The sequence below is a fragment of the Streptomyces sp. NPDC051320 genome (assembly GCF_040682175.1).
In the GTDB taxonomy this organism is placed as follows: Bacteria; Actinomycetota; Actinomycetes; order Streptomycetales; family Streptomycetaceae; genus Streptomyces.
In genome coordinates, this window is the sequence record NZ_JBFBAL010000003.1 from 157,069 (window position 1) to 181,315 (window position 24,247).

Consider the following 24,247-nt stretch of genomic DNA (forward strand, 5'->3'; position numbering starts at 1 on the left):
CCCGAGACGACGTGGGTGATGCTGTGTGGGGGCGAGGACCGCGAGCGGAGCGGTACCGATGGGGGGCTCCGGACGACGCGTGGGAGGTGTGACGTTCCCGTGAAGCACGCGCCGCCCGGAGGGCTGGTGTCAGGTGCCACGCCCGGCAGACATTGCCGGGAGGGGCACCTAGGTGCCGGTGAGGTGCCCCGGGCGGACCGGCGTCCTGTTCAGTTCCAGTCCGGTCGCGTTGCGGATCGCCGCGAGTACGGCCGGAGTGGACGAGAGGGTCGGGGCCTCGCCGATGCCGCGCAGACCGTACGGTGCGTGCTCGTCGGCGAGTTCGAGCACGTCGACGGGGATGGTCGGCGTGTCGAGGATGGTGGGGAGCAGGTAGTCCGTGAAGGACGGGTTGCGCACCTTCGCGGTCTTCGGGTCGACGATGATCTCCTCCATGATCGCGATGCCCAGGCCCTGGGTGGTGCCACCCTGGATCTGGCCGAGTACGGACAGCGGGTTGAGCGCCTTGCCGACGTCCTGGGCCACGGCGAGTTCGATCACCTTGACCAGTCCGAGTTCGGTGTCCACCTCGACCACCGCGCGGTGGGCGGCGAAGGAGTACTGGACGTGTCCGTTGCCCTGACCGGTCCGCAGGTCGAAGGGTTCGGTGGGCCGGTGGCGCCACTCGAGCTCCAGGTCCACCGACTCGCCCTCGAGCACGTCGACGATGTCGGCGAGCACCTCACCGCCGTCGGTGACGACCTTGCCGCCTTCCAGCAGCAACTCCGCCGTGGCCCAGGCCGGGTGGTAGGTGCCGAACTTGACCCGGCCCAGCTCCAGGACCTTCTCGCGGACCTTTTCGCAGGCGTTCTTGACGGCGCCACCGGTGACATAGGTCTGGCGGGAGGCGGACGTCGATCCGGCCGAGCCGACCCGGGTGTCGGCCGGGTGGATGGTCACCTGGGAGACCCCGAGTTCGGTGCGGGCGATCTGCGCGTGGACGGTGACGCCGCCCTGACCGACCTCGGCCATCGCGGTGTGCACGGTCGCCACGGCCTCGCCGTTGATGACCTCCATCCGCACCCGGGCGGTGGAGTAGTCGTCGAAGCCCTCGGAGAAGCCGACGTTCTTGATGCCGACCGCGTAGCCGACGCCGCGCACCACGCCTTCACCGTGCGTGGCGTTGGAGAGCCCGCCGGGCAGTGCCCGTACGTCGGGCTGCTCGCCGGCCGAGAGCCACTGCTGCTCGGGCGGCAGCGGCCGGGCCTTGACCAGGCGGAGCAGTTCGGCGACGGGTGCCGGGGAATCGCAGCTCTGCCCGGTGGGCAGCAGCGTGCCCTGCTCCATGGCGTTGAGCCGGCGGAACTCCACCGGGTCCATGTCGAGCGCGGCCGCGAGTTTGTCCATCTGCGCCTCGTAGGCGAAGCACGCCTGGACCGCGCCGAATCCGCGCATGGCGCCGCAGGGCGGGTTGTTGCTGTAGAGCGCGAGCGCCTCGATGTCGACGTCCTCGATGACATACGGGCCCGCCGAGAGGGATGCCGCGTTGCCGACGACGGCCGGGGAGGCGGAGGCGTAGGCCCCGCCGTCCAGCACGATGCGGCACTTCATGTGCGTGAGCTTGCCGTCCTTGGTCGCCCCGTGCTCGTAGTGCAGCTTCGCCGGATGGCGGTGCACGTGACCGAAGAAGGACTCGAACCGGTTGTAGACGATCTTGACCGGCTTGCCGGTGCGCAGCGCGAGGAGGCAGGCGTGGATCTGCATCGACAGGTCCTCGCGGCCTCCGAAGGCGCCGCCGACGCCCGAGAGCGTCATCCGGATCTTGTCCTCGGGCAGGCCGAGCACCGGTGCGATCTGGCGGAGGTCGGAGTGCAGCCACTGGGTGGCGACGTAGAGATCGACCCCGCCGTCCTCGGCGGGTACCGCGAGGCCCGACTCGGGACCGAGGAACGCCTGGTCCTGCATGCCGAAGGTGTAGTCGCCGGAGACGATGACGTCGGCCCGCGCGGCGGCCGCCGCGGCGTCGCCGCGGATGATCGGCTGGCGGTGCACGATGTTGGGGTGCGGGACGTGACCGATGTGGTGGTCGTCGCGGTTCTCGTGGACGAGCAGCGCGTCCGGCGCGGTGGCCGATGCCTCGTCGGTGATGACGGGCAGTTCGGCGTAGTCGATCCGGATCTTGGCGGCGGCCCGGCGCGCGGTCTCCGGGTGGTCCGCGGCGACGATGGCGACCGGCTCGCCGTGGTGGCGGACCTTGCCGTGGGCGAGTACGGGCGTGTCCTGGATCTCCAGGCCGTAGTTCTTCACCTCGGTGGGCAGGTCGTCGTAGGTGAGTACGGCGTAGACACCGGAGGTGGCGAGCGCCTCGGAGGTGTCGATCGACCTGATCTCGGCGTGTGCGGTGGTGGAGCGGAGCGTGAAGCCCCACAGCATGTCCTCGTGCCACATGTCCGACGAGTACGCGAACTCACCGGTGACCTTGAGGGTGCCGTCGGGGCGGAGCGTGGACTCGCCGATGCCGCCCTTGGTATGCGAGGCCTGCTTGATGCTGGTGGGCGAACCGCTCGGCGCGGTGCTGACCCGTGTCCGGTTACCCATGGTCAGGCCGTCTCTTCCTGGCGGGCGGCGGCGAGCCGGACCGCGTCAAGGATCTTCTCGTAACCGGTGCAGCGGCACAGGTTGCCGGAGAGCGCCTCGCGGATGTCCGCGTCGGACGGGGAGGCGTTCTGCTCCAGCAGTTCGTCGGCTGCCACCAGCAGGCCCGGTGTGCAGAAACCGCACTGCACGGCGCCCGCGTCGATGAACGCCTGCTGAACCGGGGAGAGTTCAGCGGCTTCACCGGCGCGGCCGTCGGTGGGCCGGGCCTGCCAGCGCTGGGCGGCATCCAGGGTGGTGCCGCAGGCGCCTGAGGCGCAGCCGACGCCCGGGTGGGCGTCGTCCCGGTGCCTGGCGTAGTCCGCCAGGCCCTCCACGGTGACGACCTCACGGCCCTCGACCTGACCGGCGGCGACCAGACAGGAGCAGACCGGGACGCCGTCGAGGCGGACCGTGCAGGAACCGCACTCGCCCTGCTCGCAGGCGTTCTTGGAGCCGGGCAGGCCCATCCGCTCCCGCAGGACGTAGAGCAGGCTCTCGCCCTCCCAGACGTCGTCGGCTTCCTGTTGCCGGCCATTGACCGTGAAGTTCACGCGCATGATGCGACTCCCTCAGTGTCGCGGCCGTTGCCGCGGTGGGACTCCCAGGTCCAGCCGAGCGTGCGGCGGGCCATGATGCCGACGGCGTGGCGGCGGTAGCTCGCGGTGCCCCGGACGTCGTCGATCGGGTTCGCGGCCCCGGAGGCGAGCGCCGCGAACTGCTTGGCGATCGACGGAGTGATGATCTTCCGGCTTTCCCAGAAGCCGCCCTCCTCGAGCGCGGCGTTCAGGAACTCCTCGGCCGCCTTCGCCCGGATCGGGGTCGGGGCGGCCGAGCCGATGCCGGTACGGACCGTGCGGGTCTCGGGGTGCAGCGCGAGGCCGAAGGCACACACGGCGATGACCATGGCGTTGCGGGTGCCGACCTTCGAGTACTGCTGGGGCCCGTCGGCCTTCTTGATGTGCACCGACTTGATGAGCTCGTCCTCGGCGAGCGCGTTGCGCTTCACGCCGGTGTAGAACTCATCGATCGGGATCAGCCGGGAGCCGCGCACCGACTCGACCTCGACGTCGCAGTCGGCGGCGAGGAGCGCCGGGTGGGCGTCACCGGCCGGGGAGGCGGTGCCCAGGTTCCCGCCGACGCCACCACGGTTGCGGATCTGGGGTGACGCGACGGTGTGCGAGGCCAGTGCGAGACCGGGCAGTTCGCTGCGCAGATACTCCATGATGTGGGCGTACGGCACGGACGCGCCGAGCTGTACGGTCTTCTCGCCCACCTGCCATGCGCGGAGCTCACCGATACGGTTCAGGTCCAGTAGGTGCTCGGGGCGTCGGTGGTCGAAGTTGATCTCGACCATGATGTCCGTGCCGCCGGCGATCGGCACAGCCGTCGGGTGCTCGGCCTTGGCGGCGAGCGCCTCCTCCCAGCTGGCGGGGCGAAGGAAGTCCATGAGGTGGCTCTCTTCTCATTCGGGTTTTCGCCGGGCGCGGAGACAGTCGGCCCTCGATGGCGTTCATCAGCACGGGTGGATGCTGCGAATACTTGATGACACAAGTACACAAGCCCCGCCGGGCAGGGTGCAGTCACCGAAACCATGAAGGAGTTGGCTGGTGACCATGGTCGTCTTGTATGTTCGAACGAAATACCGGCTGTGGTTACCTCTCCGCTTCCCACCGGCAACATTCAGACACATCCGACTACACAGATCGGCGGCGACGAGATGCGGCTGCGCGCAATGCTCGACAACGACGCGCTGGGCCTGCGGCTGCTCGGCGGGGCGGACGAACTGGACCGCACCGTCCGCGGGGTGATGACCACCGATCTGCGTGATCCCAGCCGGTATCTCGCCGGCGGGGAGCTCGTCCTGTCCGGTCTCGCCTGGTATCGCACCGCCGAGGACTCCGAGCCCTTCGTACGGATCCTGGCGGGCGCCGGGGTCGCCGGACTCGCAGCCGGCGAGGCCGAGTTGGGGGATGTGCCGGAGGACCTGGTGGTGGCCTGCGCACGCCACCGGCTGCCGCTCTTCGCGGTGAACGAGTCGGTCGCCTTCGCCACCATCACCGAGTACGTGGTCCGCCAGGTGTCCGGTGAGCGGGCCGGCGACCTCGCCGCGGTCGTCGACCGGCACCGCAGGCTGATGACCTCCGGTCCGGCGGGTGGCGGCCCCGATGTGGTACTCGACCTGCTCACCACCGACCTCGACCTGCACGGCTGGGTGCTCTCCCCCACCGGACGCCAGATCGCCGGCGCGGGCGCGCAGCTGCCGGCGGACGTGGGCGCGCTGCTGGCCGCCGAGCATCTCGCGGCCACCCGCACCGGGCGCCGGGGGCCGCACCGGGTCACCGTCAAGGGCACCGCCTACTCGCTGTTCCCGGTCCGGGGCCACGACCGGGGCGCCGATCACGGCGCCGGAGCGACGGCGCAGGATGTGCGCCAGACCCTGCTCTCCGACTGGCTGCTCGCCGTCGAGGCGGATGCCGGTGACTGGCCGGCCGCCCGGCTGGACCTGCTGCAGGGCGTGACCCAGCTGATCGCGGTGGAACGCGACCGGCGGGACGCTGCCCGTACGGTACGGCGCAGACTCGCCCAGGAAGTGCTCGAACTCGTCCAGTCGGGTGCGGCGCCGCCCGAGATCGCGGCCCGGCTGCGGGTCGCCGCGCCGGTGCTGCTGCCCGGCATCGGCTCGGCGCCGCGCTGGCAGGTCGTCGTGGCCCGGGTCGAATGGGACGAACGGGACGGGGCGGCCATCGACTCCGGCCCGGTCGCCCAGTCGTTGCTGGAGGAGATCCTGGTGGAGCAGTCGCTGCCGGACGGTGCGGCGGCCCCGGGCTCCCTCGACCGGATCGCGGTGGCCCGTACGGGTGAGGAGGCGATCGCGCTGGTACCGCTCGCCGCGCTGCCCTCCGAGACCGGCGACACCGAGGCGGGACTCGACGCGGACGCGCTGCTCGGCGCGGTGCGCGAGCCGCTCTCGGCGGGACTCGCCGACGACGGGCGGCTCACTCTGGGACTCTCGGCCTCGGTGCACTCGGCCGACGGACTGCGCGGCGCGCTGGAGGAGGCCAGGCACGCCCGCCGGGTCGCCGCGGCCCGGCCGGGCCGGGTGTGCGCGGCGGGCCACCACGAGCTGGCCTCGCACGTGCTGCTGCTGCCGTTCGTGCCCGATGACGTGCGCCGCGCTTTCACCGCCAGGCTGCTCGACCCACTGCGCGACTACGACGAGCGTCACCGGGCCGAGCTGATCCCGACCCTGGAGGCGTTTTTGGACAGCGACGGATCGTGGACCCGATGCGCCGCCCGACTGCATCTGCACGTCAACACTCTGCGCTACCGGGTGGGCAGGATCGAGCAGCTGACGAGCCGTGATCTTTCGCGTCTCGAGGACAAGCTCGACTTCTTCCTGGCACTGCGGATGAGCTGACGCCGGGGGCGGGCCCGCCGGGCCCCGGCGACCACCAAGATTGTGAATTCATTCACCCGACCCCTTGGCCCGGCGTGCCATTCCATGCTGAGATGCGCGCAGACTCAACAGGCTCGATGGCGCGCTAGGGGAGGGTGACGTGGCCTATACCGCCATGTCTGGTTCCGGAACGACAGCTCATGACGATCCTCCGCTCCAGACCGCGGTATGGCGGCTGCGTTCCCGCGGCTGCTGGGTGGACGCGGCCGCCCTGCTCGAACCGCATGCGCGGCACGACGCCGAGGCCGCGCTGCACCGGGCCGCACTGCTGATCGAGCGGTGCCTCTACACCGAACGCGGCTGGACGGACGCGGAGGACGCGCTGCGTACCGCGGAGGCGCTGGCCCGCGACGACGAGGCACGGGGTGCCGCGGCCTGCGAGCGCGGACAGCTCGGATACGCAGCCACCCTGCTGGGGGCGCGGGACCGGGCCGACGAGGCGCGGGCCGCGATGGGCAGGGCCGCGGCACTGCTCGCTCCGGGAGCGCCGGGCAGGCCGCTGCTGGACTTCCGCCGGGGCCTGATCGCGCAGAACCTCGCCCATTCGGCCCAGTCGGCCCGAGCCGCTTTCCGTCGCGCCCACGCGGGGGCGACGGCGCACGGCCAGACGCTGCTGCTCTCCTGCACCTGGCGCCATCTGGCGTCGCTCGCGCTGCGCGAGGGCGAGCTGGCGGAGGCGCGGCACGGATTCGCCGAGTCGCTGCGGATTCGGGAGGAGCTCGGCTACCTGGTCGGCACGGCACCGGCCCTGGCCTCCCTCGCGGAGGCCGAGCCGGAGCCGGAGGCGAGCCGGCTGCGGGCCGAGGCGACACGGTTGTTCCGGCTGCTCGACGGGGTGCCGACCTGGCTGGCCTCGCAGCTGGCGCCGCCGGCGGCGGCGGTCTAGCCCGCCCGGTGCATGAGGGGGCTCAGGCCGGCGCTCCGGTGAAGTGCTCGTGCACCAGGGACTGGACCACCAGGAGATCGCGGTCGATCAGGGCGTCGAGCAGGGCGGTGTGTTCCGCGGCGTCGGCCAGGAGGTCGGCGCGGCGGGAGGCGGGGGCGCCGGCTGACGGCCACTGGGCCCGGCGGTGCAGGTCGTCGGCGACCTCGACCAGCCGCCGGTTGCCGGAGAGGGAGAGCACGGCGCTGTGGAAGGCCCGGTCGGACTCGGCGTAACGCGCGCGGTCGCCGATCGCCGCGGCCGCCACCGAGGCGTCGGCCAGCGGCCGCAGTTCCACCCAGTGCCGGGCCGGTACGGCGCGGGCCAGCCGCAGCATGATCGGGACCTCGATCAGTGCGCGGACCTCGGCCAGCTCGGAGAGCTCGCGGGCACTGCGCTCGGCGACCCGGAAGCCGCGATTGGGCATCACCTCGACGGCGCCCTCCAGGGCGAGTTGCTGCATCGCCTCGCGCACCGGCGTGGCGGAGACGCCGAAGCGCTCGCCCAGCACCGGCGCCGAGTAGACCTCGCCGGGGACGAGGTCACCGCCGACCAGCGCGCTGCGCAGCGCGTCGAGGACCTGCCCGCGCACCGAGTGACGCTGTACCGGCCCGGCTGCTCGGGCGGGTGCCGGCAGGATCGGTGCGGTCGGCTCGCTGTGCGTGTGCTCGCCGCGCGCCTGGTCGCTCCGCAGCCGGTCGGGAGGACCGCCCGGCGAGGGGAGCCGGGTCTTCGCCCGCTCCGCCGGACACACGGACGCGGCCGGCCGTGCGGCATCGCGTGCTGTGCCCTGTTCCACCGCGTCCTCCTTCTGGGTCCCGTCAGCACGATAGGCGGACGGGCCGCCAGTTCAAACATCAATCGGATCGGATAAGGTAAGCCTTACCTGCAAACGATCGTGATTCGGTGGTGCCTGGATGACCGTCCCCACCCTGCTGCGCAGCCCTGTCACTGCCGCTTACGAGCGGCTTTCCGAGGTCTTCCCCGGGCTCTGCGTGACCGAGTTGCCGGACTCCGAGCAGCTCCCGGTCGCCGGCGGCTGGCTGCCGGCGGCGGGGCTCGCGGCGGGTGGCGAGGTGCTCGATGCCTTTCTCGGCTGGGACGAGGCCCAGGTGCTGCGGGACTACGGACGCCGGGCCCGTCCCGACGTCATCGCCAGTTTCGGCTTCCACCGCTACGCCTGGCCCGCCTGCCTGCTGATCACCGTCCCCTGGTTTCTGCACCGCAGGGTGCCCCGCGTTCCCGTCGGCTCGGTCGCCTTCCTGCGCGAGCAGGGCCGGATGGCGGTACGGATCGACACGTTCGCCTGTCTGCCCGGCGATCCGGCGGCCGGTCTGCCGGGGGCCCGGGTCGTACCGAACGAGGACGCGCTGCGCGCCGAGGTGCGGACGGCCGTCGCCGAGCATCTGGGCCCGGTGCTGGACGGCTTCGGCCCGCGGATGCGACGGGGCAGGCGTGCGCTGTGGGGCATGGCGACCGATGAAGTCGTCGAGGGCCTCTGGTACCTCGCGCATCTGCTCGGCGAGGAGCCGCGCGGGATGGCGGAGCTCGGGCAGCTGCTGCCGGGAGCCACCGCTCCCTTTGTCGGCACCGCGGGCTTCCGTGAGCTGTCCGGCCCGCAGGGCCGGCCACTGCCGACCCGCGACCGGGCGAGCTGCTGCCTCTTCTACACGCTGCGCCCCGAGGACACCTGCGTCACCTGCCCGCGCACCTGTGACGCCGACCGAGTCACCGCACTCAGTGCCGACACCCCTCGTTCGACTGACTGAATTCGAACCCAACCCGCCTCGGACGCAAGACAGTTCGAACAGATCGCACCTATCCGGTGCCCCTCCGACCACGTTGGCGTTCTCTTGCCCCGAAACCCCTTGTGGGTCAGGGATCGTGGGCCACTATGACGGCCGCAAGGCACTGACGCGATGCAAGGGACGCCGCATGCGACTGACCGACATATCTCTGGACTGGCTGCTCCCCGCCGGCGTGATGATCGCGGGGGCCCTGGTCGCGGTGGCGGTGCTCGCGCGCGGCAGGCGCGCCGCTGAGAAGGCCGCGACCGACGACTCCTGGGAACGCAGCGAGGAACGCAGGCGGCACAAGGAAGCGGTGTACGGCACCGCCTCGTATCTGCTGCTGTTCTGCTGCGCGGCGGTTGCCGCCGCGCTCTCCTTCCATGGCCTGGTCGGCTTCGGCCGGGAGAACCTCGACCTGTCGGGCGGCTGGGAGTACCTGGTGCCCTTCGGTCTCGACGGGGCGGCCATGTTCTGCTCGGTGCTTGCCGTGCGGGAGGCCAGCCACGGTGACGCGGCGCTCGGCTCCCGCCTCCTGGTGTGGACCTTCGCCGGGGCCGCCGCCTGGTTCAACTGGGTGCACGCGCCGCGGGGACTCGACCACGCCGGCGCCCCGCAGTTCTTCGCGGGCATGTCGCTGTCGGCCGCCGTCCTCTTCGACCGCGCGCTGAAGCAGACCCGGGTGGCCGCACTCCGTGAGCAGGGGCTGGTGCCGCGTCCGCTGCCGCAGATCCGGATCGTACGGTGGCTGCGGGCTCCCAGGGAGACGTTCGGCGCCTGGTCGCTGATGCTCCTCGAAGGGGTGCGGACGCTGGACGAGGCGGTCGACGAGGTTCGCGACGACCGCCGGAAGAAGGAGCAGAACCGGCTGCTCAGGCGGGAACACGACAAGCTGGAACGGGCGCATCTCAAGGCCATCAACCGCCAGCACAGATCCTTCGGCCGCAGCGGCCGACAGGTGGAGGCAGCGCCCGCGGTGACCGCGTCGCAGGCAGCCGCGGAGCCCGCCATACCCGAGCCCGGGCAACTGCCACTGCGCTCAAGGCCCTCCCTGCAGGCCGTAACCGGCCCTGACCCCGCCCCCGTCGACCTGACAGCGGAGGACGACACTCAGGCGCTGCCGCGGCTGGACTCCCTGGAACGGAAGCTGAAGGATCTGGAGCAGCAGTTCGGCTGAGGCTGTCCCGGACCGGCCGCGGAACGGCGGCCGGTCCGGGACAGGTGGGTACCGAATGCTCCGCGGGGGAAGTGAAGCGGTGAACGTCTCGCCGAGCCGATCCTGTAGGAGCCTCGATGCACGACGACCGCGCGCTGGTCGATGGCCGCCTGGAGCGGGCCCTGCGCCAGTTCATCCGACCGGCGCAGTACGCGGACCGGGTCCCGCTCGCCCTGTCCGTGTGGCACCTGCCGGGTGAACCCGTGCCCGTGGCAGAAGCACGGAAGGGGACGTACGAGCCCTTCACGACGGGGACCCCGTGGGGCAGCCCCTGGTCCACCAGCTGGTTCCGTCTCGAGGGCGCTGTGCCCGGCGCCTGGGCGGGCCGCCGGGTGGAGGCCGTCATCGATCCCGGCTTCACCGGGGACGGCCCGGGGTTCCAGGCCGAGGGAATGCTGTACGACGCCCGGGGCATACCGCTCAAGGGCATCCATCCGCGCAACCGCCATGTGCCCGTCGGGGCCCCCGCGGCCGGTGGTGAACAGGTGAGTCTGCTGCTGGAGGCGGCGGCCAACCCCGCGGTGCTGCACGACTACGAGCCGACCCTGCTCGGGGACGTGCTGACCGCGGGAGACCGTCCCCTCTACACCTTCGCGGCGGCGGAGCTGGCCGTGCTGGACGAGACCGTCTGGCATCTCGTGCTCGACATCGAGGTGCTCTCCGAGCTGATGCGGGAGCTGCCCGCCGACCGGGCCCGGCACCACGAGATTCTGCGTTCCCTGGAGGACATGCTCGACGCGCTGGACCTGCACGACGTGGCGGGCACGGCGGCCGCCGCGCGGGAAGCGCTGGCCGGGACGCTGTCCCGGCCGGCGTCCGCGAGCGCGCACCGGATCTCCGCGGCCGGCCATGCTCATATCGACTCGGCCTGGCTGTGGCCGCTGCGCGAGACCGTACGGAAGGCGTCCCGCACCTTCGCCAATGTCACCGCGCTCGCCGCCGATTACCCGGAGCTGGTCTTCGCCTGCTCCCAGGCGCAGCAGTACGCCTGGGTGAAGGAACACCAGCCACACATCTGGGAACGGATCAAGAAGGCGGTGGCGGACGGCAACTGGGCGCCGGTCGGCTCCATGTGGGTGGAGTCCGACGCCAACATGCCGGGTGGTGAGGCGCTGGCCCGGCAGATCGTGCACGGCCGGCGCTTCTTCGCCGAGGAGCTCGGCGTGCAGACCGAGGAGATCTGGCTGCCCGACTCCTTCGGCTACACGGCCGCTTTCCCGCAGCTGGCCAAGCTCGCGGGGATCAAATGGTTCCTCACGCAGAAACTGTCCTGGAACCAGGCGAACAAGATGCCGCACCACACCTTCTGGTGGGAGGGCATCGACGGGACCCGGGTGTTCACGCACTTCCCGCCGGTCGACACCTACAACGCGCAGTTCCACGCCAGGGAACTCGCCCACGCGGAGCAGAACTTCGCCGACAAGGGCCGTGCCACCCGTTCCCTGGTGCCGTTCGGCTGGGGCGACGGCGGGGGCGGGCCGACCCGGGAGATGCTGGAGAAGGCGCGCAGGCTCCGGGACCTGGAGGGTTCGCCCCGGGTGGAGATCGAAAAGCCTTCGGCGTTCTTCACGGCCGCCGAGGAGGAGTACGGGCCGCAGGCCCCGGTCTGGTCCGGCGAGCTCTACCTGGAGCTGCACCGGGCGACGTACACCACCCAGGCGAAGACCAAACAGGGCAACCGGCGCAGCGAACACCTGCTGCGGGAAGCGGAGTTGTGGGCGACCACGGCGGCCCTGAGGTTGCCGGACCACCCCTATCCGTACGACGCGCTGGACCGCATCTGGAAGACGGTGCTGCTGCACCAGTTCCATGACATCCTGCCGGGCTCATCGATCGCCTGGGTGCACCGGGAGGCGCGGGACACCTACGCCCGGGTGCGGGAGGAGCTGGAGGCGATCATCGGTGACTCGGTGGCCGCGCTGGCCCGGACGTCCGGGGCCGCCGACCGGCCGATGGTCCTCAACGCCTCACCGTACGGACGCAGCGAGGTGGTGCGGATCGAGGGTGGCGCACTGGGCTTCGTCGACGTACCGCCGCTCGCCTCCGCCCCGGTCACCGACGCGGTCGCCGGGCCCCCGGTCACGGTGACCAGGGAGGCGGCCGGAATCGTGCTGGACAACGGGCTGCTGCGGGTGGTGGTCGACAGTGACGGGCTGCTGTCCTCGGTACGGGATCTGGCGGCCGGCCGTGAAGTACTCACCCCCGGCAGCCGTGGCAACCTCCTCCAGTTGCACCCCGACCACCCCAACCAGTGGGATGCCTGGGACATCGACAAGCACTACCGGCGCCGGCACACCGATCTCACCGGCGCCGAATCCGTGGAGCTGGTCGAGGAGGGGCCGCTCCGGGCGGTGGTGCGGGTGGTGCGGACCTTTGGGAAGTCCCGTATCACCCAGGAACTGCGGCTCAGTGCGGCGAGCCCGCGCCTCGATGTCGTCACCGAGGTCGACTGGCAGGAATCGGAGAAGGTCCTCAAGGCCGCATTCCCGCTCGATGTGCATGCGGAACGCTCCACGGCGGAGATCCAGTTCGGGCATGTGCACCGGCCCACTCACACCAACACCAGCTGGGACTCGGCCCGTTTCGAGATCTGCGCGCACCGCTGGCTGCGGGTCGCCGAGCCGGGGTACGGGGTCGCGGTGCTCAACGACTCGACGTACGGCCATGATGTGACCCGCACCGAGCACCGGGACGGACTCGGCACGACCGTACGGCTCACCCTGCTGCGTGCCCCGCACAGCCCCGACCCGGAGACGGACCTCGGCAGCCACCGCTTCAGCTACGCCCTGTTGCCGGGGGCCGGGGTGACGCAGGCGGTCCAGGAAGGTCTGGCGCTGAACCTGCCGCTGCGGGCCGCCGCTGCGCCCGAACTGACACCGTTGGTCTCCACCGACCATCCCGCACTCACCGTCGAGTCGGTGAAGCTCGCGGAGGACCGCAGCGGGGACGTGGTGGTGCGGCTCTACGAGTCGGCCGGCGGCCGGGCGGATGCCACGCTCCGGCTCGGCTTCCCGGTCGCGCTGGCGCAGATCACCGATCTGCTGGAGCGGCCGCTGCGGGCGGCCCCGATCGGAGAGGAGGGGCTCACCATCGCTCTGCGGCCCTTCCAGATCCTGACGCTCAGGCTCCGCCCGGCCTGACCGGCGCCGCCCCGGTCTCTCTGGCGAGGCGAGCGGCGTCCCTCACGGCCTGGGCACGTGCCGCAGATTGGAGCGGGCCATCTGCACCATCCGGCCCACCCCGCCGGCCAGCACGATCTTGGAAGCGGAGAGCGCGAAACCGGTGACCATGTCGGCACTGATCCTCGGCGGGATGGAGAGCGCGTTGGGGTCGGTGACCACGTCCACCAGGGCGGGCCCCTTGTGCTTGAAGGCGTCCTTCAGCGCCCCGGCCAGCTGTTTGGGCTTCTCGACCCGTACACCGAAGGCTCCGGAGGCCCGGGCGATGGCCGCGAAATCGGGGTTGTGGTTGTTGGTGCCGTACGACGGCAGACCGGCCACCAGCATCTCCAGATCGACCATGCCGAGGGAGGAGTTGTTGAAGAGGACGATCTTCACCGGCAGGTCGTACTGGACGAGGGTGAGGAAGTCACCCATCAGCATCGAGAAGCCCCCGTCGCCCGACATCGAGACGACCTGCCGGTTCCGGTCGATGAACTGGGCTCCGATGGCCTGCGGCAGAGCATTGGCCATCGAGCCGTGGCTGAACGAACCGATCACCCGGCGACGGCCGTTGGGCGACAGGTAGCGCGCCGCCCAGACATTGCACATGCCGGTGTCCACAGTGAACACCGCGTCGTCGTCGGCGAGTTCGTCCAGCACCGAGGCCACGTACTCGGGGTGGATGGGGACGTGCGTGTCGACCTTGCGGGTGTATGCCTTGACCACGCCGTCGAGGGCGTCCGCGTGCTTCTTCAGCATCTTGTCGAGGAAGGTACGGCTGGTCTTGACCCGCACCCTGGGCATCAGCGCCAGCAACGTCTCGCGGACATCACCCCAGACGGCCAGATCCAGCTTGGTGCGCCTGCCGAGGTGTTCGGGACGGACATCCACCTGGGCGATCTTGACGTCATCGGGGAGGAAGGCGTTGTACGGGAAGTCGGTGCCCAGCAGGAGCAGCAGGTCGCACTCATGGGTCGCCTCGTAGGCGGCGCCGTAACCGAGCAGCCCGCTCATCCCGACGTCGTAGGGATTGTCGTACTGGATCCATTCCTTGCCGCGCAGTGCATGCCCGACCGGCGATTTGATCCGCTCGGCGAACTCCATCACCTCGGCGTGGGCGCCGGCCGTCCCGCTTCCGCAGAAGAGCGTGACCCGGTCCGCCTCGTCGATCAGGCGGGCGAGCTTCTCGATCTCCGCCTCTCCGGGGCGCACCGAGGGCCGCGCGGTGACCAGGGCGTGCTCGACACCTCCGGTGGGCGCGGGTGCGGCCGCGATGTCACCCGGGAGAGTGACCACACTGACACCGCTGCGGCCGACGGCGTGCTGGATGGCGGTCTGGAGCAGGCGGGGCATCTGCTGCGGGCTGGAGATCATCTCGCTGTAGTGGCTGCACTCCTGGAAGAGCCGGTCGGGGTGGGTCTCCTGGAAGTACCCGAGCCCGATCTCGCTGGAAGGAATGTGCGAGGCGAGGGCGAGCACCGGCGCCATCGAGCGGTGGGCGTCGAACAGGCCGTTGATCAGATGCAGATTCCCGGGGCCGCAGGAACCGGCGCAGGCGGCGAGCTTTCCGGTGATCTGGGCCTCGGCGCCGGCCGCGAAGGCGGCGGCCTCCTCGTGTCTCACCTGGATCCAGTCGATGGCGGGGTTACGCCGGATGGCGTCCACGACGGGATTCAGACTGTCACCGACGACTCCGTAGAGGCGCTGCACGCCCGCGCTGACGAGGATGTCGACGAACTGCTCAGCGACGTTCTGTTTGGCCATGGCTCCATCAACCCATATCCGGGGCCGTTGCGCCCGCATTGGTACGCCTCTGCACGAGGTGCGCAGACATGAGGTGCGCAGACATGCGGTGCGTTCCTATCGCTCCCATACCGCGGCGGCCGTCCGGTCGTCCGCGTACCCCTTCACGCGCAGCTGGGTGTCGGCGAGGAACGCGGCGAGGCCGGGGGCCTCGGCGGGTCCCCAGCGCCCGGCCAGTTCGTCGGCCAGCGCGGGCTCACCACGCAGCGGTTCGGCGAGCCCGGCGCTGCACAGCAGCAGGGTGTCCCCGGGACGCGCCACGGACGCACGGAAGCGGAACGGTTCGCTGGGTGGCGGAGGCGGGCTCTCGACGTACGGGGACGAGGGTGTGGTGATGGCGAGGTCCATCGTCAGCCGGTCGCCTTCGGGGGTCTCGGCAGGTTCCGAGCCGAAGCCGACGACGGCCGCCCCGGTGACCGCGGAAGGTGCCGGGAGCTGTGGCTCCAGATCGTGCCAGGCACCGTCACGCAGGCGGAAGAGTCCACCGCCGCCGACCCCGAAGAAGACCCGGGTGCGGCAGTCCGGGTCACCGGAGAGCAACAGGCAGCGCAGCGTGGCGGTGTACTCGTCGGATGCCAGTCCGAGCTCGGCGGCGCGGGCCCGCAGTTTGCCGTAACCGCGTCCGGTGAGGCGGTGCAGACCTGATTTGAGGTCGCCCCTGCGGCCCGCCCTGATGTCCTCGGCGAGACGTAGCCGGCTGCGTCCGACGGCCCCGCCGATCCAGCGGCAGGCGTCGGCCGCCGCCAGATGGGCCCCGTCAAAGACGCGCGCACCGCTGGCCACCGCGATCAGCACCAGCGCGTCGGCGCCGCTGCCGAACCGGGCGGTCAGCAGGGCGTCGCGGCGGGGCTCGCCGCGGTAGCGGGCGGAGTCGCCGCGCACCGATGCGGCCCGCAGGGTGTACGAGCCGTAGCTGGCGCCGTCCAGCACGGTGTCGGCGGTCAGCCCGCCGAGAGTGTCGGGGTGCGCGGCGGGGAGCGCGGTGGGCTCGGCGTCGTAGGTGGGTGGGCCGTCACCCACATGGTCGACCGCCAGCCGTGGGGAGGAAGCGTGCCCGGTGGCCTGCAGCGCGGGTGGGGACACCGCTTCCGGCGCGGGGGGCCGTGGGCGGTCCTGTGCGGTGCGGCGTACGGGCAGGCCCGGCGGGAAGGAGCGGGGTGGCTGTTGCGTACCGGCAGGCGGCTCCCACGGAGCACGCGCCCGGGGCACGGCGGGCGGCAGGGGGACTTCGTCCTCGAAGGCGGATGCTCCTCCGGGCGGCGACTCCGGCGCTGAGTTCACCGTGTCGGCCACGGAGTCGAAACGGTCGTCGAGGCTGTCACCCGTGGCGGCGGCCCCTTGGTCCTCGGCGGTCTCGTCGTACAGCCGGCTCCACCAGTCGTCGTCGGCGGCCGGCCTCTCCCCCTGCTGACTCATGACCCTATTGTCCATCGATGCAGTGGTCCCGGTACAGGGCGCGCGATATTGGCCCCCGCGCCGTGGCGGGTTCTCCGATCACCCCAACGCGACCGTCCATCACGGGAGTTGCACACCGGTGCGGTACGGGAAGGGCGGGACCGGTCGCCACCTGCACTTGCAGCAGGTCGGACGCCGTGCTGCGGGACCCAGCCGCTTCCGGCACGCTGGTCAGATGAGTGGGTGGCAGCTGGTCGCGGTGGGCCTGGTGATGCTGCTGGGACTGATCGGGGTGCTGATTCCCGGGGTGCCGGGCCAGGCGATCGTCTGGGCTGCGGTGGCCTGGTGGGCGCTGACCGACACCACCGGCGTGGCCTGGGCCGTGCTGGCAGGGGCCACCGCCGTACTGCTGCTGAGCCAGGCTCTGCGCCTCCTGCTCGCCCGGCGGCCCCGGCAATCCGGGGCGCCGCGCCGGACCGTCCACATCGGCGGGGCGGCCGGAATCGTCGGCTTCTTCGTGGTGCCGGTGGTGGGCGGCATCGCCGGGTTCGTCGGCGGGATCTACGTGGCGGAACGAGCGCGGCTCGGCAGCCACCGCGCCGGCCGCGCGTCCACCCGGACCATCATGCGGGGCATCGGTACCTCGCTGCTGGTCAGGCTCTTCGCCTCGCTGCTGGTCGTGGGCGGCTGGCTGGGTGCGGTGTTCCGGGGCTACTGAGCCGAGCCCGGCGACTCCGGCGCGTCCTTGCGCGATGCTGGGTCCATGAGCGAATTCACCGAGGCCGAGCGCGACTATCTCGCCACCCAGCGCGTGGGACGGCTGGCCACCGTCGACCCGCGGGGGCAGCCGCAGGCCAATCCGGTCGGTTTCTTCCCACAGCAGGACGGCACCATCCTGATCGGCGGCTACGCCCTGGGGACGACCAAGAAGTGGCGCAACCTGCAGGCCAATCCCAAGGTCGCGCTGGTCGTCGACGATGTGGTGAGTGTGCGGCCGTGGAAGGTGCGCGGGGTGGACATCAGGGGCGAGGCCGAGCTGCTGACCGGACCGCACGATCTGGGCCCGCACTTCAGCGAGGAACTGATCCGTATCAAGCCGCAGAAGATCCACAGCTGGGGGCTCGACCCGGACTGATCGCGGGTCAGGCCGGAACTGAAGACCGGAGAGGGTGCTGCGGGTTGCCCGTCGGCGGCCGGTCGTCCAGCCAGATGTGCCGCACGGCGTACGAACGCCAGGGGCGCCAGCTGTCCGTTTCCGTCTCCCCCACCGGGGCCACATCGGGGTCCCCCAGCGCTCGCATCCGGATCAGCGCCGCCGCGACCGGAGTCATGCCGGGCAGCGCGGCAAGGGCCCGCTCGCTCTCGTCCCGGTCAGCGCCGGGATCGAGCCGTACGCCGGCCACCGCGCCCAGTGAGGGCTCGTCCGCCAGCAGGTCGGCGGGCGCGGGGAAGAGGTGGGTCAGGCCGCCGCACGGCTGGTCGAGCGGCGTCCCGTACCGCTCCGCGAGCCATTCGGACTTCGCCCGGCCGGCCAGCGCCCGTACCGCGAACTCCTCGGGCTCCGCGGCGCCGGGCGAGCGCAGCCCCGGCCGGCGGGAGACCAGGGGGGCGAGCCGGGGATCCGCGGAAAGCCGCTCGTCGATGGCCCGGGGATCGGCGTCGAGGTCGAAGAGGCGCCGCAGACGTTGCACCGCGGTGGTGAGGTCCCGCAGGTCGGTCAGCTGGATCCGGGCGTCCAGCCAGCGACCGGCGGACCGCTCGGCGACGGCGACGATGCCGGAACCGTACGGCAGCCGCAGGGTGCGCCGGTAGGTACGGGCGCCGGACACGCCCAGCATTTCCTCGATGCGCGGGATGGCTTCCCTGGCCAGCAGATCGAAGACCTCACGCGCCGCATAGGGTCCGCGGTAGGCGAGCCGCAGCGGGATACCGGCCGTGGTGCGCGCGACGGGCACCGCGGCTTCGGCGCGGAGTTGGCTGGGGGTACGGGCGTAGATCTGCCGGATGGTGTCGTTGAACTGCCGCACGCTGGCGAAACCGGAGGCGAAGGCGATCTCGGTGACCGGCAGGCCGGTGGTCTGCAGCAGCACGCGTGCGGTGTGCGCGCGCTGGGCCCGCGCGAGAGCCACCGGTCCGGCCCCGAGTTCGGCGGTGAGCTGCCGCTGCACCTGCCGGGTGCTGTATCCGAGCCGGAGGGCAAGACCCGGCACCCCTTCGCGGTCCACCACCCCGTCACTGATCATGCGCATCGCCCGTCCCACCGCGTCGGCACGCACGTTCCAGGCGGACGAGCCGGGCACGGCGTCCGGCCGGCAGCGGCGGCAGGCCCGGAACCCTTGTCCCTGGGCCGCCGCCGCGGTCGGATAGAAGCAGACGTTGTGGCGTTTGGCGGTCACTGCCGGGCAGCTCGGCCGACAGTAGATCCCCGTGGTGCGCACCCCGAAGAAGAACTCGCCGTCGAAGCGCGCATCCCGGCTGCGCACCGCTCGGTAAGCGGTCTCGTCATCCATCACAGGACCAGTGTGCGTCCGGATCCGGTCGTGGACCAGCGGGATTCGGACAACCAGCTGCTCGGCCGGCCGCCGGTTGCTCGTTCGGTCGGCCGGCTGTTCGGACGACTGCCTGTCCGGACCGGTCTCAGGAGCGGCGGGTCCTGCCGCGCTTGGCCTCCATGTTCGCCCGCCCCTCCGCTCCCTTCATCTTCCAGTCCCGCCGGATCTCGGCGCGCAGCCTGGCGTCCGTCTTGGCGATGATGCGCTGGTTCTCGCGCAACAGCTTGCGATAGCTCTCGAGCCGGCGCACCGGCAGCGAACCGTCCTCGATCGCCGCGAGCACCGCGCACCCCGGCTCGGCCTCATGGGCGCAGTCGTGGAAACGGCACTCCCCGGCCAGCGCGTCGATCTCCGAGAAGACCTGGCCGACTCCGCTCGACGCGTCCCAGAGCCCGACGCCGCGTAGTCCCGGCGTGTCGATGAGCACGCCTCCGCCGGGCAGCACCAGCAGATTGCGGGTGGTGGTGGTGTGCCGGCCCTTGCCGTCGACGTCGCGGATGGCCTGCACCTCCATGACGTCCGCTCCGATGAGGGCGTTGGCCAGGGTGGACTTGCCCGCGCCGGAGACACCGAGCAGCACGCTGGTGCCGCCCGCCACGATGGCGGCGAGGACGTCGATGCCCTCGCCGGTGGCCGAACTGACGGGCAGCACCTGAACGCCGGGCGCCGCGCTCTCGGCATCCGCGACCAGGTAGGAGAGCCCGGTGGCGTCCGGGACCAGATCCGCCTTGGAGAGGACGATCAGCGGTTCGGCGCCGGACTCCCACGCTAGCGCGAGGAAGCGCTCGATCCGGCCGAGGTCGAGCTCGACGGACAGCGGCACGGCGATGATCGCGTGATCGACGTTGGCCGCGAGGACCTGGCCCTCGGAGCGCTTCGAGGACGTCGACCGGACGAACGCGGTGCGGCGCGGCAGGAGTGTCCGGACGAACTGCGGATCGCCGGCCGGATCGACAGCCGCCCAGTCACCGGTGCACACCACCCGCATCGGATCGCGCGGAACCACGTACTCGGTATCGGCCCGTACGGTGCCGGCCGGGGTGACGACATCGCAGAGACCGCGGTCGACCCGTACGACCCGGCCGGGCAGCAGTCCCTGCTCGGCGTACGGGAGAAACTCCGCCTCCCAGCGCTCGTCCCAGCCGTAACGGGACAGCGGGTGCAGAGCAGCGGAGGTCGAAGGGGAGGAGGACAGGAACGAGGAAGACAAGGGGGTGACCCTTCGCATGGACGGGCCCCGGCGGCGCGCCGACCGCGCGCGGAAGTTGAGTGAGTGTCAGCCGGAGACCACAGGGGTGGGAACGATGAACTTCTGCATGCGGGCAGCGCCCGTCACCATGACCGTCATCAATGTCCTCACCTCCGGTTTCCTCGACGAACCGACGTGCCTTCCGTCCGGAAGCGGCGCTCGGCCGCGTCCGGGAACGTGCAGACTCTAACCCCGTCCGGCGGCCGGTGCCAGCCATTTATCGGGCGTCCGGCAGCCGTCCACCCTGTTCCCCCTTGCCCTGTGCGGCCTTGCCGTGCGTGGCTTTACCCGGTGCGGCCTTGTCCTGTGGCGTTTTGCCCTGTGCCGCCTTGCTCTGTGTCGCCTTGCCCTGTGCCGCCTTGCCCTGTGGCTTTTTGCCCTGTGGCTTTTTGTCCTGTGCTGCCTTGCCCTTCGCTCCGCCCTTGCTCTGCGCCTTGGCGTGCTTCTCCGCTCCCTGCGCTGCCTTGGCGCCGTGCCCCTGCGATGCCCCCGGTCCGGTCGGCTGGGCGGAGGTACCGGCGGCCGAAAACAGGATGTGGGCGCAGTACGCGTCCACGGAAGCCGGTCCGCCTGCCGCTGCCGCCAGGCGGCCGTAGGCAGCTCCGTGCCGGGTCCGGTTCCCGTGCAGCAACGCCTTGCACAGCCCGGCCTCGGCACGGCCGGGTGCCGTCGTGCGAGGAGCCGTCGGCACGGGTCGGTGCGGACGTGCCGACGGCGCCGGGGTTTCCGAGGTGGTTGCTGCCGGACCGGGACCGGTGGCCTTGGGCACGGGGTCGGGCCGGTGGGCGGGGTCGCTGTGCCGGTGGAAGGGCTGAGGAAGAGATCCCGTTCCGGCGGCCAGTGCCACCCCGCCCACTACGACGCCGGCGAACAGGGCACCGAGGACGGCTCTGGCAGGCAGGCCGACGCCGAGGCGCCGGCGGACCGGGCGCCAGTCGTCGCGTCGGCGTCGCGGGCCCTCGGCGGCGGCCAGGCGGGCCTCCCGGTAGGCGGATACGGCCGCGTCCTCGCCGGGCTGCCCCGCCGCACCCTCGCGTCGCAGCGCGGCGGCGAAAGCTTCCAACTCGGGCACCGGGTAATCCTCCGCAGCCCACCTGTCTTCGCGTCTCATGTCTCGTTCCTCTGCGTCCGGAGCGCCCCGGCCGTCATTCCTGCCGCGCTCGCCCCGAGCTTCGCTGCCAGTTGCTTGAGCCCCCGGTGCGACGCCATTCGTACCGCCCCCGTCCGCTTGCCCAGGACGCGAGCCGTGGCGGGTCCGTCCAGTCCGACCACCACCCGCAGGAGCACCGCCTCGGCCTGGTCCTGGGGCAGCGTGGCGATGGCCGACAGCACCCGGCCGGTTGACAGGTTGTCCAGCGCGTCCGCCGCGGTGTCGTGGCCGCCGGGGAGTTCGAGCACGTCCTGTTCGATGAGCGCGGTGAGCGGTCTGCGCCGGCTGCGGCGGAGATGGTCCAGTGCCCGGTGGCGGGCGATGGTCGCCGTCCAGCCACGGAAGCCCGCTCCGTCACCGCGGAATCGCCACAGGTCGCGTGCGATCTCCAGCCAGGCATCGGACGCCACATCCTCCGCCTCCTCCCCCACGAGTCCTCGTAGGTAACCGAGGAGCCCCGGATGCACCAGCCGGTAGGCGGCAGCGAAGGAGCTCTCATCGCCCCGCTGCGCACACGCGACAGCGAGGGTCAGTTCCGCGTCGCGGTCCGGCGCGTCACGCTGTTCCCCGCCTCGGATCACACTTCCCTCTTCGTGCCCGGCCTTTTTCGTGCCCGGCCTTCTGCCTACCCGGACCTGTGCACCCCGCCCCCACAGCGACGTCCCTGGAGCCTAATCCACCGCCGCCGGGTCCCGCCCCGGTGGGCCGCAGTGACGTTTCGCTCCGGGAACACGCTGGATAGGCCAGAAGCGCCCCCGGAACGGCGCACCGTACGTGAAATCGTCTGAGGGGTGGGGCAATTGAGTCCGCGCACATCATCCGGGCAGTGGTCACTGAGGGGGAATCTCCGGTGAGCCGTGCCTACCATCTGCGATCGGTGTCCGCTGCCGCGCTCACCTATGACCCCGACTGGCTGGCCGCCCAATTCGCGGACGACTGGGACGATTTACAGTCACTGTGCGCGGCGCATCTGGCCGGTGTACTGCAGCAGGACTTCGCCGACGTGGACCGGCTCTACACGGCGCCCGGACAGGACCGTGCGGGCAGCCTGCCGGTGCTCGGCGGCCGCACGGTCCCGCACCACGACGGCCGGCTGCCACCCTTCGCCGTGCTCACCCCGCCGGGGGTGAAGGAGGCCGCTGCCTTTCTGATCGGCGTCTCCTTCGACTCGCTGTGGCAGGCGGTACGCACCGAGCTCACCGCCCCGTACGGCTCGCGGGTCTCCGAGTCGGAGGTGCGCGACCACTTCTCGCGCACCCACGAGGGCCTCGCCGGCTTCTACGCGCGAGCCGCGCACGAGGAGCGTTCCGTCGTGAAGTGGCTGCTGCTCTGAGCTGCGGCGCGGACGCTAGAGAGTCCCCGCCGTCTGCTGGGCCCCCGTCGCGCTGTCCTGGAGCCACTTCGACCAGGTCAGATTGAACGCCGCATAGCCGTTGTCCCCGTCGGCCTTACCGCGCGGCGACCCGGTGATGGTGACGGGGTCGCCCTGCTTGACGAAGTCGTAGAACCACTTGGAGTCGGCCAGCGACAGGTGCACACAGCCGTGTGAACCGTAGCTGTGGCCCGGGTAGGGGTCTCCGGTGGAGTAGTGGATGTAGGTGCCGGAGTTGGTGAGGTGCACGTCCCAGGGCAGGGTCAGATCGTAGAAGTTCGGGCTGCCCTTCGTGCAGCTGATGTGGACGCTGCAGGAGGTCATATGGACCTCACGCGCTTTGTCCATCACTGCCATGGTCCCGTCCCAGGACGGGAAGCTCGGGCTGCCCGCGTCGATGGGCAGAGTGCGCACCAGCTTGCCGTCGCGCAGCACCTTCATGGAGTGACCCGGCACCGAAGCGGTGGCCTCGACATCGTCGCCGATGGTGAAGGTGTGCTGGTAACCATGGGTGCCGTAACGGCCGTTGCCGTTGCTCACGTCCTTCAGGTCGGCGTCCAGTTTCACCTTGGTGCCGGGCTTCCAGTAGTCCTTGGGCCGCCAGTCCACCCGCTGGCTGCTGAACCAGTGCCAGGCTCCGGTGACCGGCACCGAAGAGGTCACCTTGAGGTGCTTCTCGATCGTGGAACGGGCCGATGCGCCCACCGGATTGCTGAACACCACCGAAATCGGCATGGCCACTCCGACGGTGGCACCGGACTTGGGTGCGATCGAATCCAGCAGCATCGGCGGCCCCGCCGGGTGCGTCGGCGTGGGATGCGCGGTCGCCTTCGCATTCACGGAAGCTTTCGCGCCGGTAGGCGTCCCGGTGGCCGCTGCGTTCCCCCCGCAGGCGCTCGTGGCCGCCAGCAGGGCGCCGACCACCCATGCGATTCCTATGCTTCCCCTGACCCCGCCCATGCCCATGCTCCGCTCAATCACTTCCGAAAGCCGACATCCCTAGAGACAAGGGCGCCGCGGTGACGGTTGCACCGCTTGTGCAAAGCGCAGACCAAGTCTGCAGTTCCAGGGAACGGAATCTGAGAGCCCGGCCCCCTGACAGACATCACTCTCGAGGAATCGGACACACGCATGGATATGACCACGCCAGAGACCGAACCAGCCGAAAACGCAGAGCCGGCCGAGGACGACCGGGTGGGTACCCGCTACCGCTCGGAGGTCGAGGCGGCCTACCGGAAGTCGGCGGCATCGGCCGAGGAGCCGGCTCGGCAGACCCAGCTCGCCCGCGGTCTGCTGACCGGCTACCGCTGGGCTTTGGGCCATTCCGCCGTGGCACCGGTCACCGGTGGCGCGACCAACGGGCCGCCCGGCCTCGGCCAGCTGACCGCGGAGGTGGACGCGGCGACCGTGCAGTTGGAGGGGGCAGCGCAACGCGGCGTTTCCCAAGACCACACCCAGGGGGTGTACGACGCCCTCGCCTGGGTCTGCGGCCAGCTCGAACAGCGCCCGTGACCCGGCGGGTGACCGATTCGTACAAGACCGCGCGTGACCGGTCCGCCTACGGTGC

20 protein-coding genes are annotated in these 24,247 nt (G+C 71.1%); 9 read left to right on the forward strand and 11 right to left on the reverse strand.

Features of this window, described 5'->3' with window-relative positions; all coding sequences use genetic code 11:
- Positions 1-168: 168 nt before the first annotated feature.
- From AB0M87_RS08450 to AB0M87_RS08460, 3 genes are read right to left on the reverse strand one after another with little or no spacing between them, the layout of a single operon-like run.
- Complete coding sequence (locus AB0M87_RS08450) at positions 169-2,577, reverse strand: molybdopterin cofactor-binding domain-containing protein (RefSeq protein ID WP_365851133.1); 2,409 nt, start codon at positions 2,575-2,577, stop codon at positions 169-171.
- A gap of 2 nt (positions 2,578-2,579) precedes the next feature.
- Positions 2,580-3,173 (reverse strand): (2Fe-2S)-binding protein, encoded by a 594-nt coding sequence (locus AB0M87_RS08455; RefSeq protein WP_365851134.1) that lies wholly within the window; start codon positions 3,171-3,173, stop codon positions 2,580-2,582.
- Positions 3,164-4,063 (reverse strand): FAD binding domain-containing protein, encoded by a 900-nt coding sequence (locus tag AB0M87_RS08460; RefSeq protein ID WP_365851135.1) that lies wholly within the window; start codon positions 4,061-4,063, stop codon positions 3,164-3,166. The genes AB0M87_RS08455 and AB0M87_RS08460 overlap by 10 nt, the downstream gene beginning before the upstream one ends.
- Positions 4,064-4,333: 270 nt before the next feature.
- Here AB0M87_RS08460 and AB0M87_RS08465 point away from each other — a divergent pair, with 270 nt between their 5' ends.
- Positions 4,334-6,034: a PucR family transcriptional regulator ligand-binding domain-containing protein gene (locus AB0M87_RS08465; protein ID WP_365851136.1), complete on the forward strand. Its 1,701-nt coding sequence runs from the start codon at positions 4,334-4,336 to the stop codon at positions 6,032-6,034.
- Between the two features lie 154 nt (positions 6,035-6,188).
- Positions 6,189-6,959: a hypothetical protein gene (locus AB0M87_RS08470; RefSeq protein ID WP_365851137.1), complete on the forward strand. Its 771-nt coding sequence runs from the start codon at positions 6,189-6,191 to the stop codon at positions 6,957-6,959.
- A gap of 22 nt (positions 6,960-6,981) precedes the next feature.
- Here the strand turns inward: AB0M87_RS08470 and AB0M87_RS08475 are convergent, their stop codons facing one another.
- Positions 6,982-7,794: a GntR family transcriptional regulator gene (locus AB0M87_RS08475; RefSeq protein WP_365851138.1), complete on the reverse strand. Its 813-nt coding sequence runs from the start codon at positions 7,792-7,794 to the stop codon at positions 6,982-6,984.
- 118 nt (positions 7,795-7,912) lie between these two features.
- Between AB0M87_RS08475 and AB0M87_RS08480 the strand changes: the two genes are divergently transcribed.
- From AB0M87_RS08480 to AB0M87_RS08490, 3 genes are all read left to right on the forward strand, one after another.
- Entirely contained in the window at positions 7,913-8,764 is an 852-nt protein-coding gene (locus tag AB0M87_RS08480; RefSeq protein ID WP_365851139.1) for a (2Fe-2S)-binding protein, read from the forward strand.
- A gap of 166 nt (positions 8,765-8,930) precedes the next feature.
- Positions 8,931-9,959: a DUF2637 domain-containing protein gene (locus AB0M87_RS08485; RefSeq protein ID WP_365851140.1), complete on the forward strand. Its 1,029-nt coding sequence runs from the start codon at positions 8,931-8,933 to the stop codon at positions 9,957-9,959.
- A 116-nt stretch (positions 9,960-10,075) separates the two neighbouring features.
- Positions 10,076-13,138, forward strand: coding sequence for a glycoside hydrolase family 38 C-terminal domain-containing protein (locus AB0M87_RS08490; protein ID WP_365851141.1), 3,063 nt, complete (start codon positions 10,076-10,078; stop codon positions 13,136-13,138).
- A 42-nt stretch (positions 13,139-13,180) separates the two neighbouring features.
- Here AB0M87_RS08490 and AB0M87_RS08495 read toward each other — a convergent pair whose 3' ends face one another.
- Entirely contained in the window at positions 13,181-14,923 is a 1,743-nt protein-coding gene (locus tag AB0M87_RS08495) for a pyruvate dehydrogenase (protein ID WP_365851142.1), read from the reverse strand.
- 96 nt (positions 14,924-15,019) lie between these two features.
- Positions 15,020-16,378 (reverse strand): protein phosphatase 2C domain-containing protein, encoded by a 1,359-nt coding sequence (locus AB0M87_RS08500; protein ID WP_365851143.1) that lies wholly within the window; start codon positions 16,376-16,378, stop codon positions 15,020-15,022.
- Positions 16,379-16,592: 214 nt separating this feature from the next.
- On the opposite strand from AB0M87_RS08500, the gene AB0M87_RS08505 reads away from it, so the two are divergent.
- Both AB0M87_RS08505 and AB0M87_RS08510 read left to right on the forward strand, forming a co-directional pair.
- A complete protein-coding gene (locus tag AB0M87_RS08505; protein WP_365851144.1) occupies positions 16,593-17,075 on the forward strand; it encodes a DUF456 domain-containing protein in 483 nt (160 codons plus the stop codon).
- Between the two features lie 45 nt (positions 17,076-17,120).
- Entirely contained in the window at positions 17,121-17,492 is a 372-nt protein-coding gene (locus AB0M87_RS08510; RefSeq protein WP_365851145.1) for a PPOX class F420-dependent oxidoreductase, read from the forward strand.
- A gap of 7 nt (positions 17,493-17,499) precedes the next feature.
- On the opposite strand, the gene AB0M87_RS08515 is transcribed toward AB0M87_RS08510, so the two are convergent.
- From AB0M87_RS08515 to AB0M87_RS08530, 4 genes are all read right to left on the reverse strand, one after another.
- Positions 17,500-18,867, reverse strand: coding sequence for an AlkA N-terminal domain-containing protein (locus tag AB0M87_RS08515; RefSeq protein WP_365851466.1), 1,368 nt, complete (start codon positions 18,865-18,867; stop codon positions 17,500-17,502).
- 127 nt (positions 18,868-18,994) lie between these two features.
- Complete coding sequence (rsgA, locus tag AB0M87_RS08520; protein ID WP_365851146.1) at positions 18,995-20,137, reverse strand: ribosome small subunit-dependent GTPase A; 1,143 nt, start codon at positions 20,135-20,137, stop codon at positions 18,995-18,997.
- 238 nt (positions 20,138-20,375) lie between these two features.
- Positions 20,376-21,269: a hypothetical protein gene (locus AB0M87_RS08525; RefSeq protein WP_365851147.1), complete on the reverse strand. Its 894-nt coding sequence runs from the start codon at positions 21,267-21,269 to the stop codon at positions 20,376-20,378.
- Positions 21,266-21,889 (reverse strand): RNA polymerase sigma factor, encoded by a 624-nt coding sequence (locus AB0M87_RS08530; protein ID WP_365851148.1) that lies wholly within the window; start codon positions 21,887-21,889, stop codon positions 21,266-21,268. The genes AB0M87_RS08525 and AB0M87_RS08530 overlap by 4 nt, the downstream gene beginning before the upstream one ends.
- Before the next feature lie 269 nt (positions 21,890-22,158).
- On the opposite strand from AB0M87_RS08530, the gene AB0M87_RS08535 reads away from it, so the two are divergent.
- A complete protein-coding gene (locus AB0M87_RS08535) occupies positions 22,159-22,641 on the forward strand; it encodes a DUF1877 family protein (RefSeq protein ID WP_365851149.1) in 483 nt (160 codons plus the stop codon).
- Between the two features lie 15 nt (positions 22,642-22,656).
- On the opposite strand, the gene AB0M87_RS08540 is transcribed toward AB0M87_RS08535, so the two are convergent.
- Positions 22,657-23,640, reverse strand: a complete 984-nt coding sequence (locus AB0M87_RS08540; protein WP_365851467.1) for a L,D-transpeptidase — start codon at positions 23,638-23,640, stop codon at positions 22,657-22,659.
- A 177-nt stretch (positions 23,641-23,817) separates the two neighbouring features.
- Between AB0M87_RS08540 and AB0M87_RS08545 the strand changes: the two genes are divergently transcribed.
- Positions 23,818-24,192, forward strand: a complete 375-nt coding sequence (locus AB0M87_RS08545) for a hypothetical protein (protein ID WP_365851150.1) — start codon at positions 23,818-23,820, stop codon at positions 24,190-24,192.
- Positions 24,193-24,247 lie beyond the last annotated feature (55 nt).

Coding starts and splice junctions, on each gene's coding strand:
- AB0M87_RS08540 (WP_365851467.1), bottom strand. CDS start 23,640: ATGGGCGGGGTCAGGGGAAGCATAGGAATCGCATGGGTGGTCGGCGCC.
- AB0M87_RS08450 (WP_365851133.1), bottom strand. CDS start 2,577: ATGGGTAACCGGACACGGGTCAGCACCGCGCCGAGCGGTTCGCCCACC.
- AB0M87_RS08480 (WP_365851139.1), top strand. CDS start 7,913: ATGACCGTCCCCACCCTGCTGCGCAGCCCTGTCACTGCCGCTTACGAG.
- AB0M87_RS08515 (WP_365851466.1), bottom strand. CDS start 18,867: ATGGATGACGAGACCGCTTACCGAGCGGTGCGCAGCCGGGATGCGCGC.
- AB0M87_RS08490 (WP_365851141.1), top strand. CDS start 10,076: ATGCACGACGACCGCGCGCTGGTCGATGGCCGCCTGGAGCGGGCCCTG.
- AB0M87_RS08495 (WP_365851142.1), bottom strand. CDS start 14,923: ATGGCCAAACAGAACGTCGCTGAGCAGTTCGTCGACATCCTCGTCAGC.
- AB0M87_RS08460 (WP_365851135.1), bottom strand. CDS start 4,063: ATGGACTTCCTTCGCCCCGCCAGCTGGGAGGAGGCGCTCGCCGCCAAG.
- AB0M87_RS08470 (WP_365851137.1), top strand. CDS start 6,189: ATGTCTGGTTCCGGAACGACAGCTCATGACGATCCTCCGCTCCAGACC.
- AB0M87_RS08545 (WP_365851150.1), top strand. CDS start 23,818: ATGACCACGCCAGAGACCGAACCAGCCGAAAACGCAGAGCCGGCCGAG.
- AB0M87_RS08485 (WP_365851140.1), top strand. CDS start 8,931: ATGCGACTGACCGACATATCTCTGGACTGGCTGCTCCCCGCCGGCGTG.
- AB0M87_RS08510 (WP_365851145.1), top strand. CDS start 17,121: ATGAGCGAATTCACCGAGGCCGAGCGCGACTATCTCGCCACCCAGCGC.
- rsgA (WP_365851146.1), bottom strand. CDS start 20,137: ATGCGAAGGGTCACCCCCTTGTCTTCCTCGTTCCTGTCCTCCTCCCCT.
- AB0M87_RS08505 (WP_365851144.1), top strand. CDS start 16,593: ATGAGTGGGTGGCAGCTGGTCGCGGTGGGCCTGGTGATGCTGCTGGGA.
- AB0M87_RS08455 (WP_365851134.1), bottom strand. CDS start 3,173: ATGCGCGTGAACTTCACGGTCAATGGCCGGCAACAGGAAGCCGACGAC.
- AB0M87_RS08500 (WP_365851143.1), bottom strand. CDS start 16,378: ATGAGTCAGCAGGGGGAGAGGCCGGCCGCCGACGACGACTGGTGGAGC.
- AB0M87_RS08465 (WP_365851136.1), top strand. CDS start 4,334: ATGCGGCTGCGCGCAATGCTCGACAACGACGCGCTGGGCCTGCGGCTG.
- AB0M87_RS08525 (WP_365851147.1), bottom strand. CDS start 21,269: ATGAGACGCGAAGACAGGTGGGCTGCGGAGGATTACCCGGTGCCCGAG.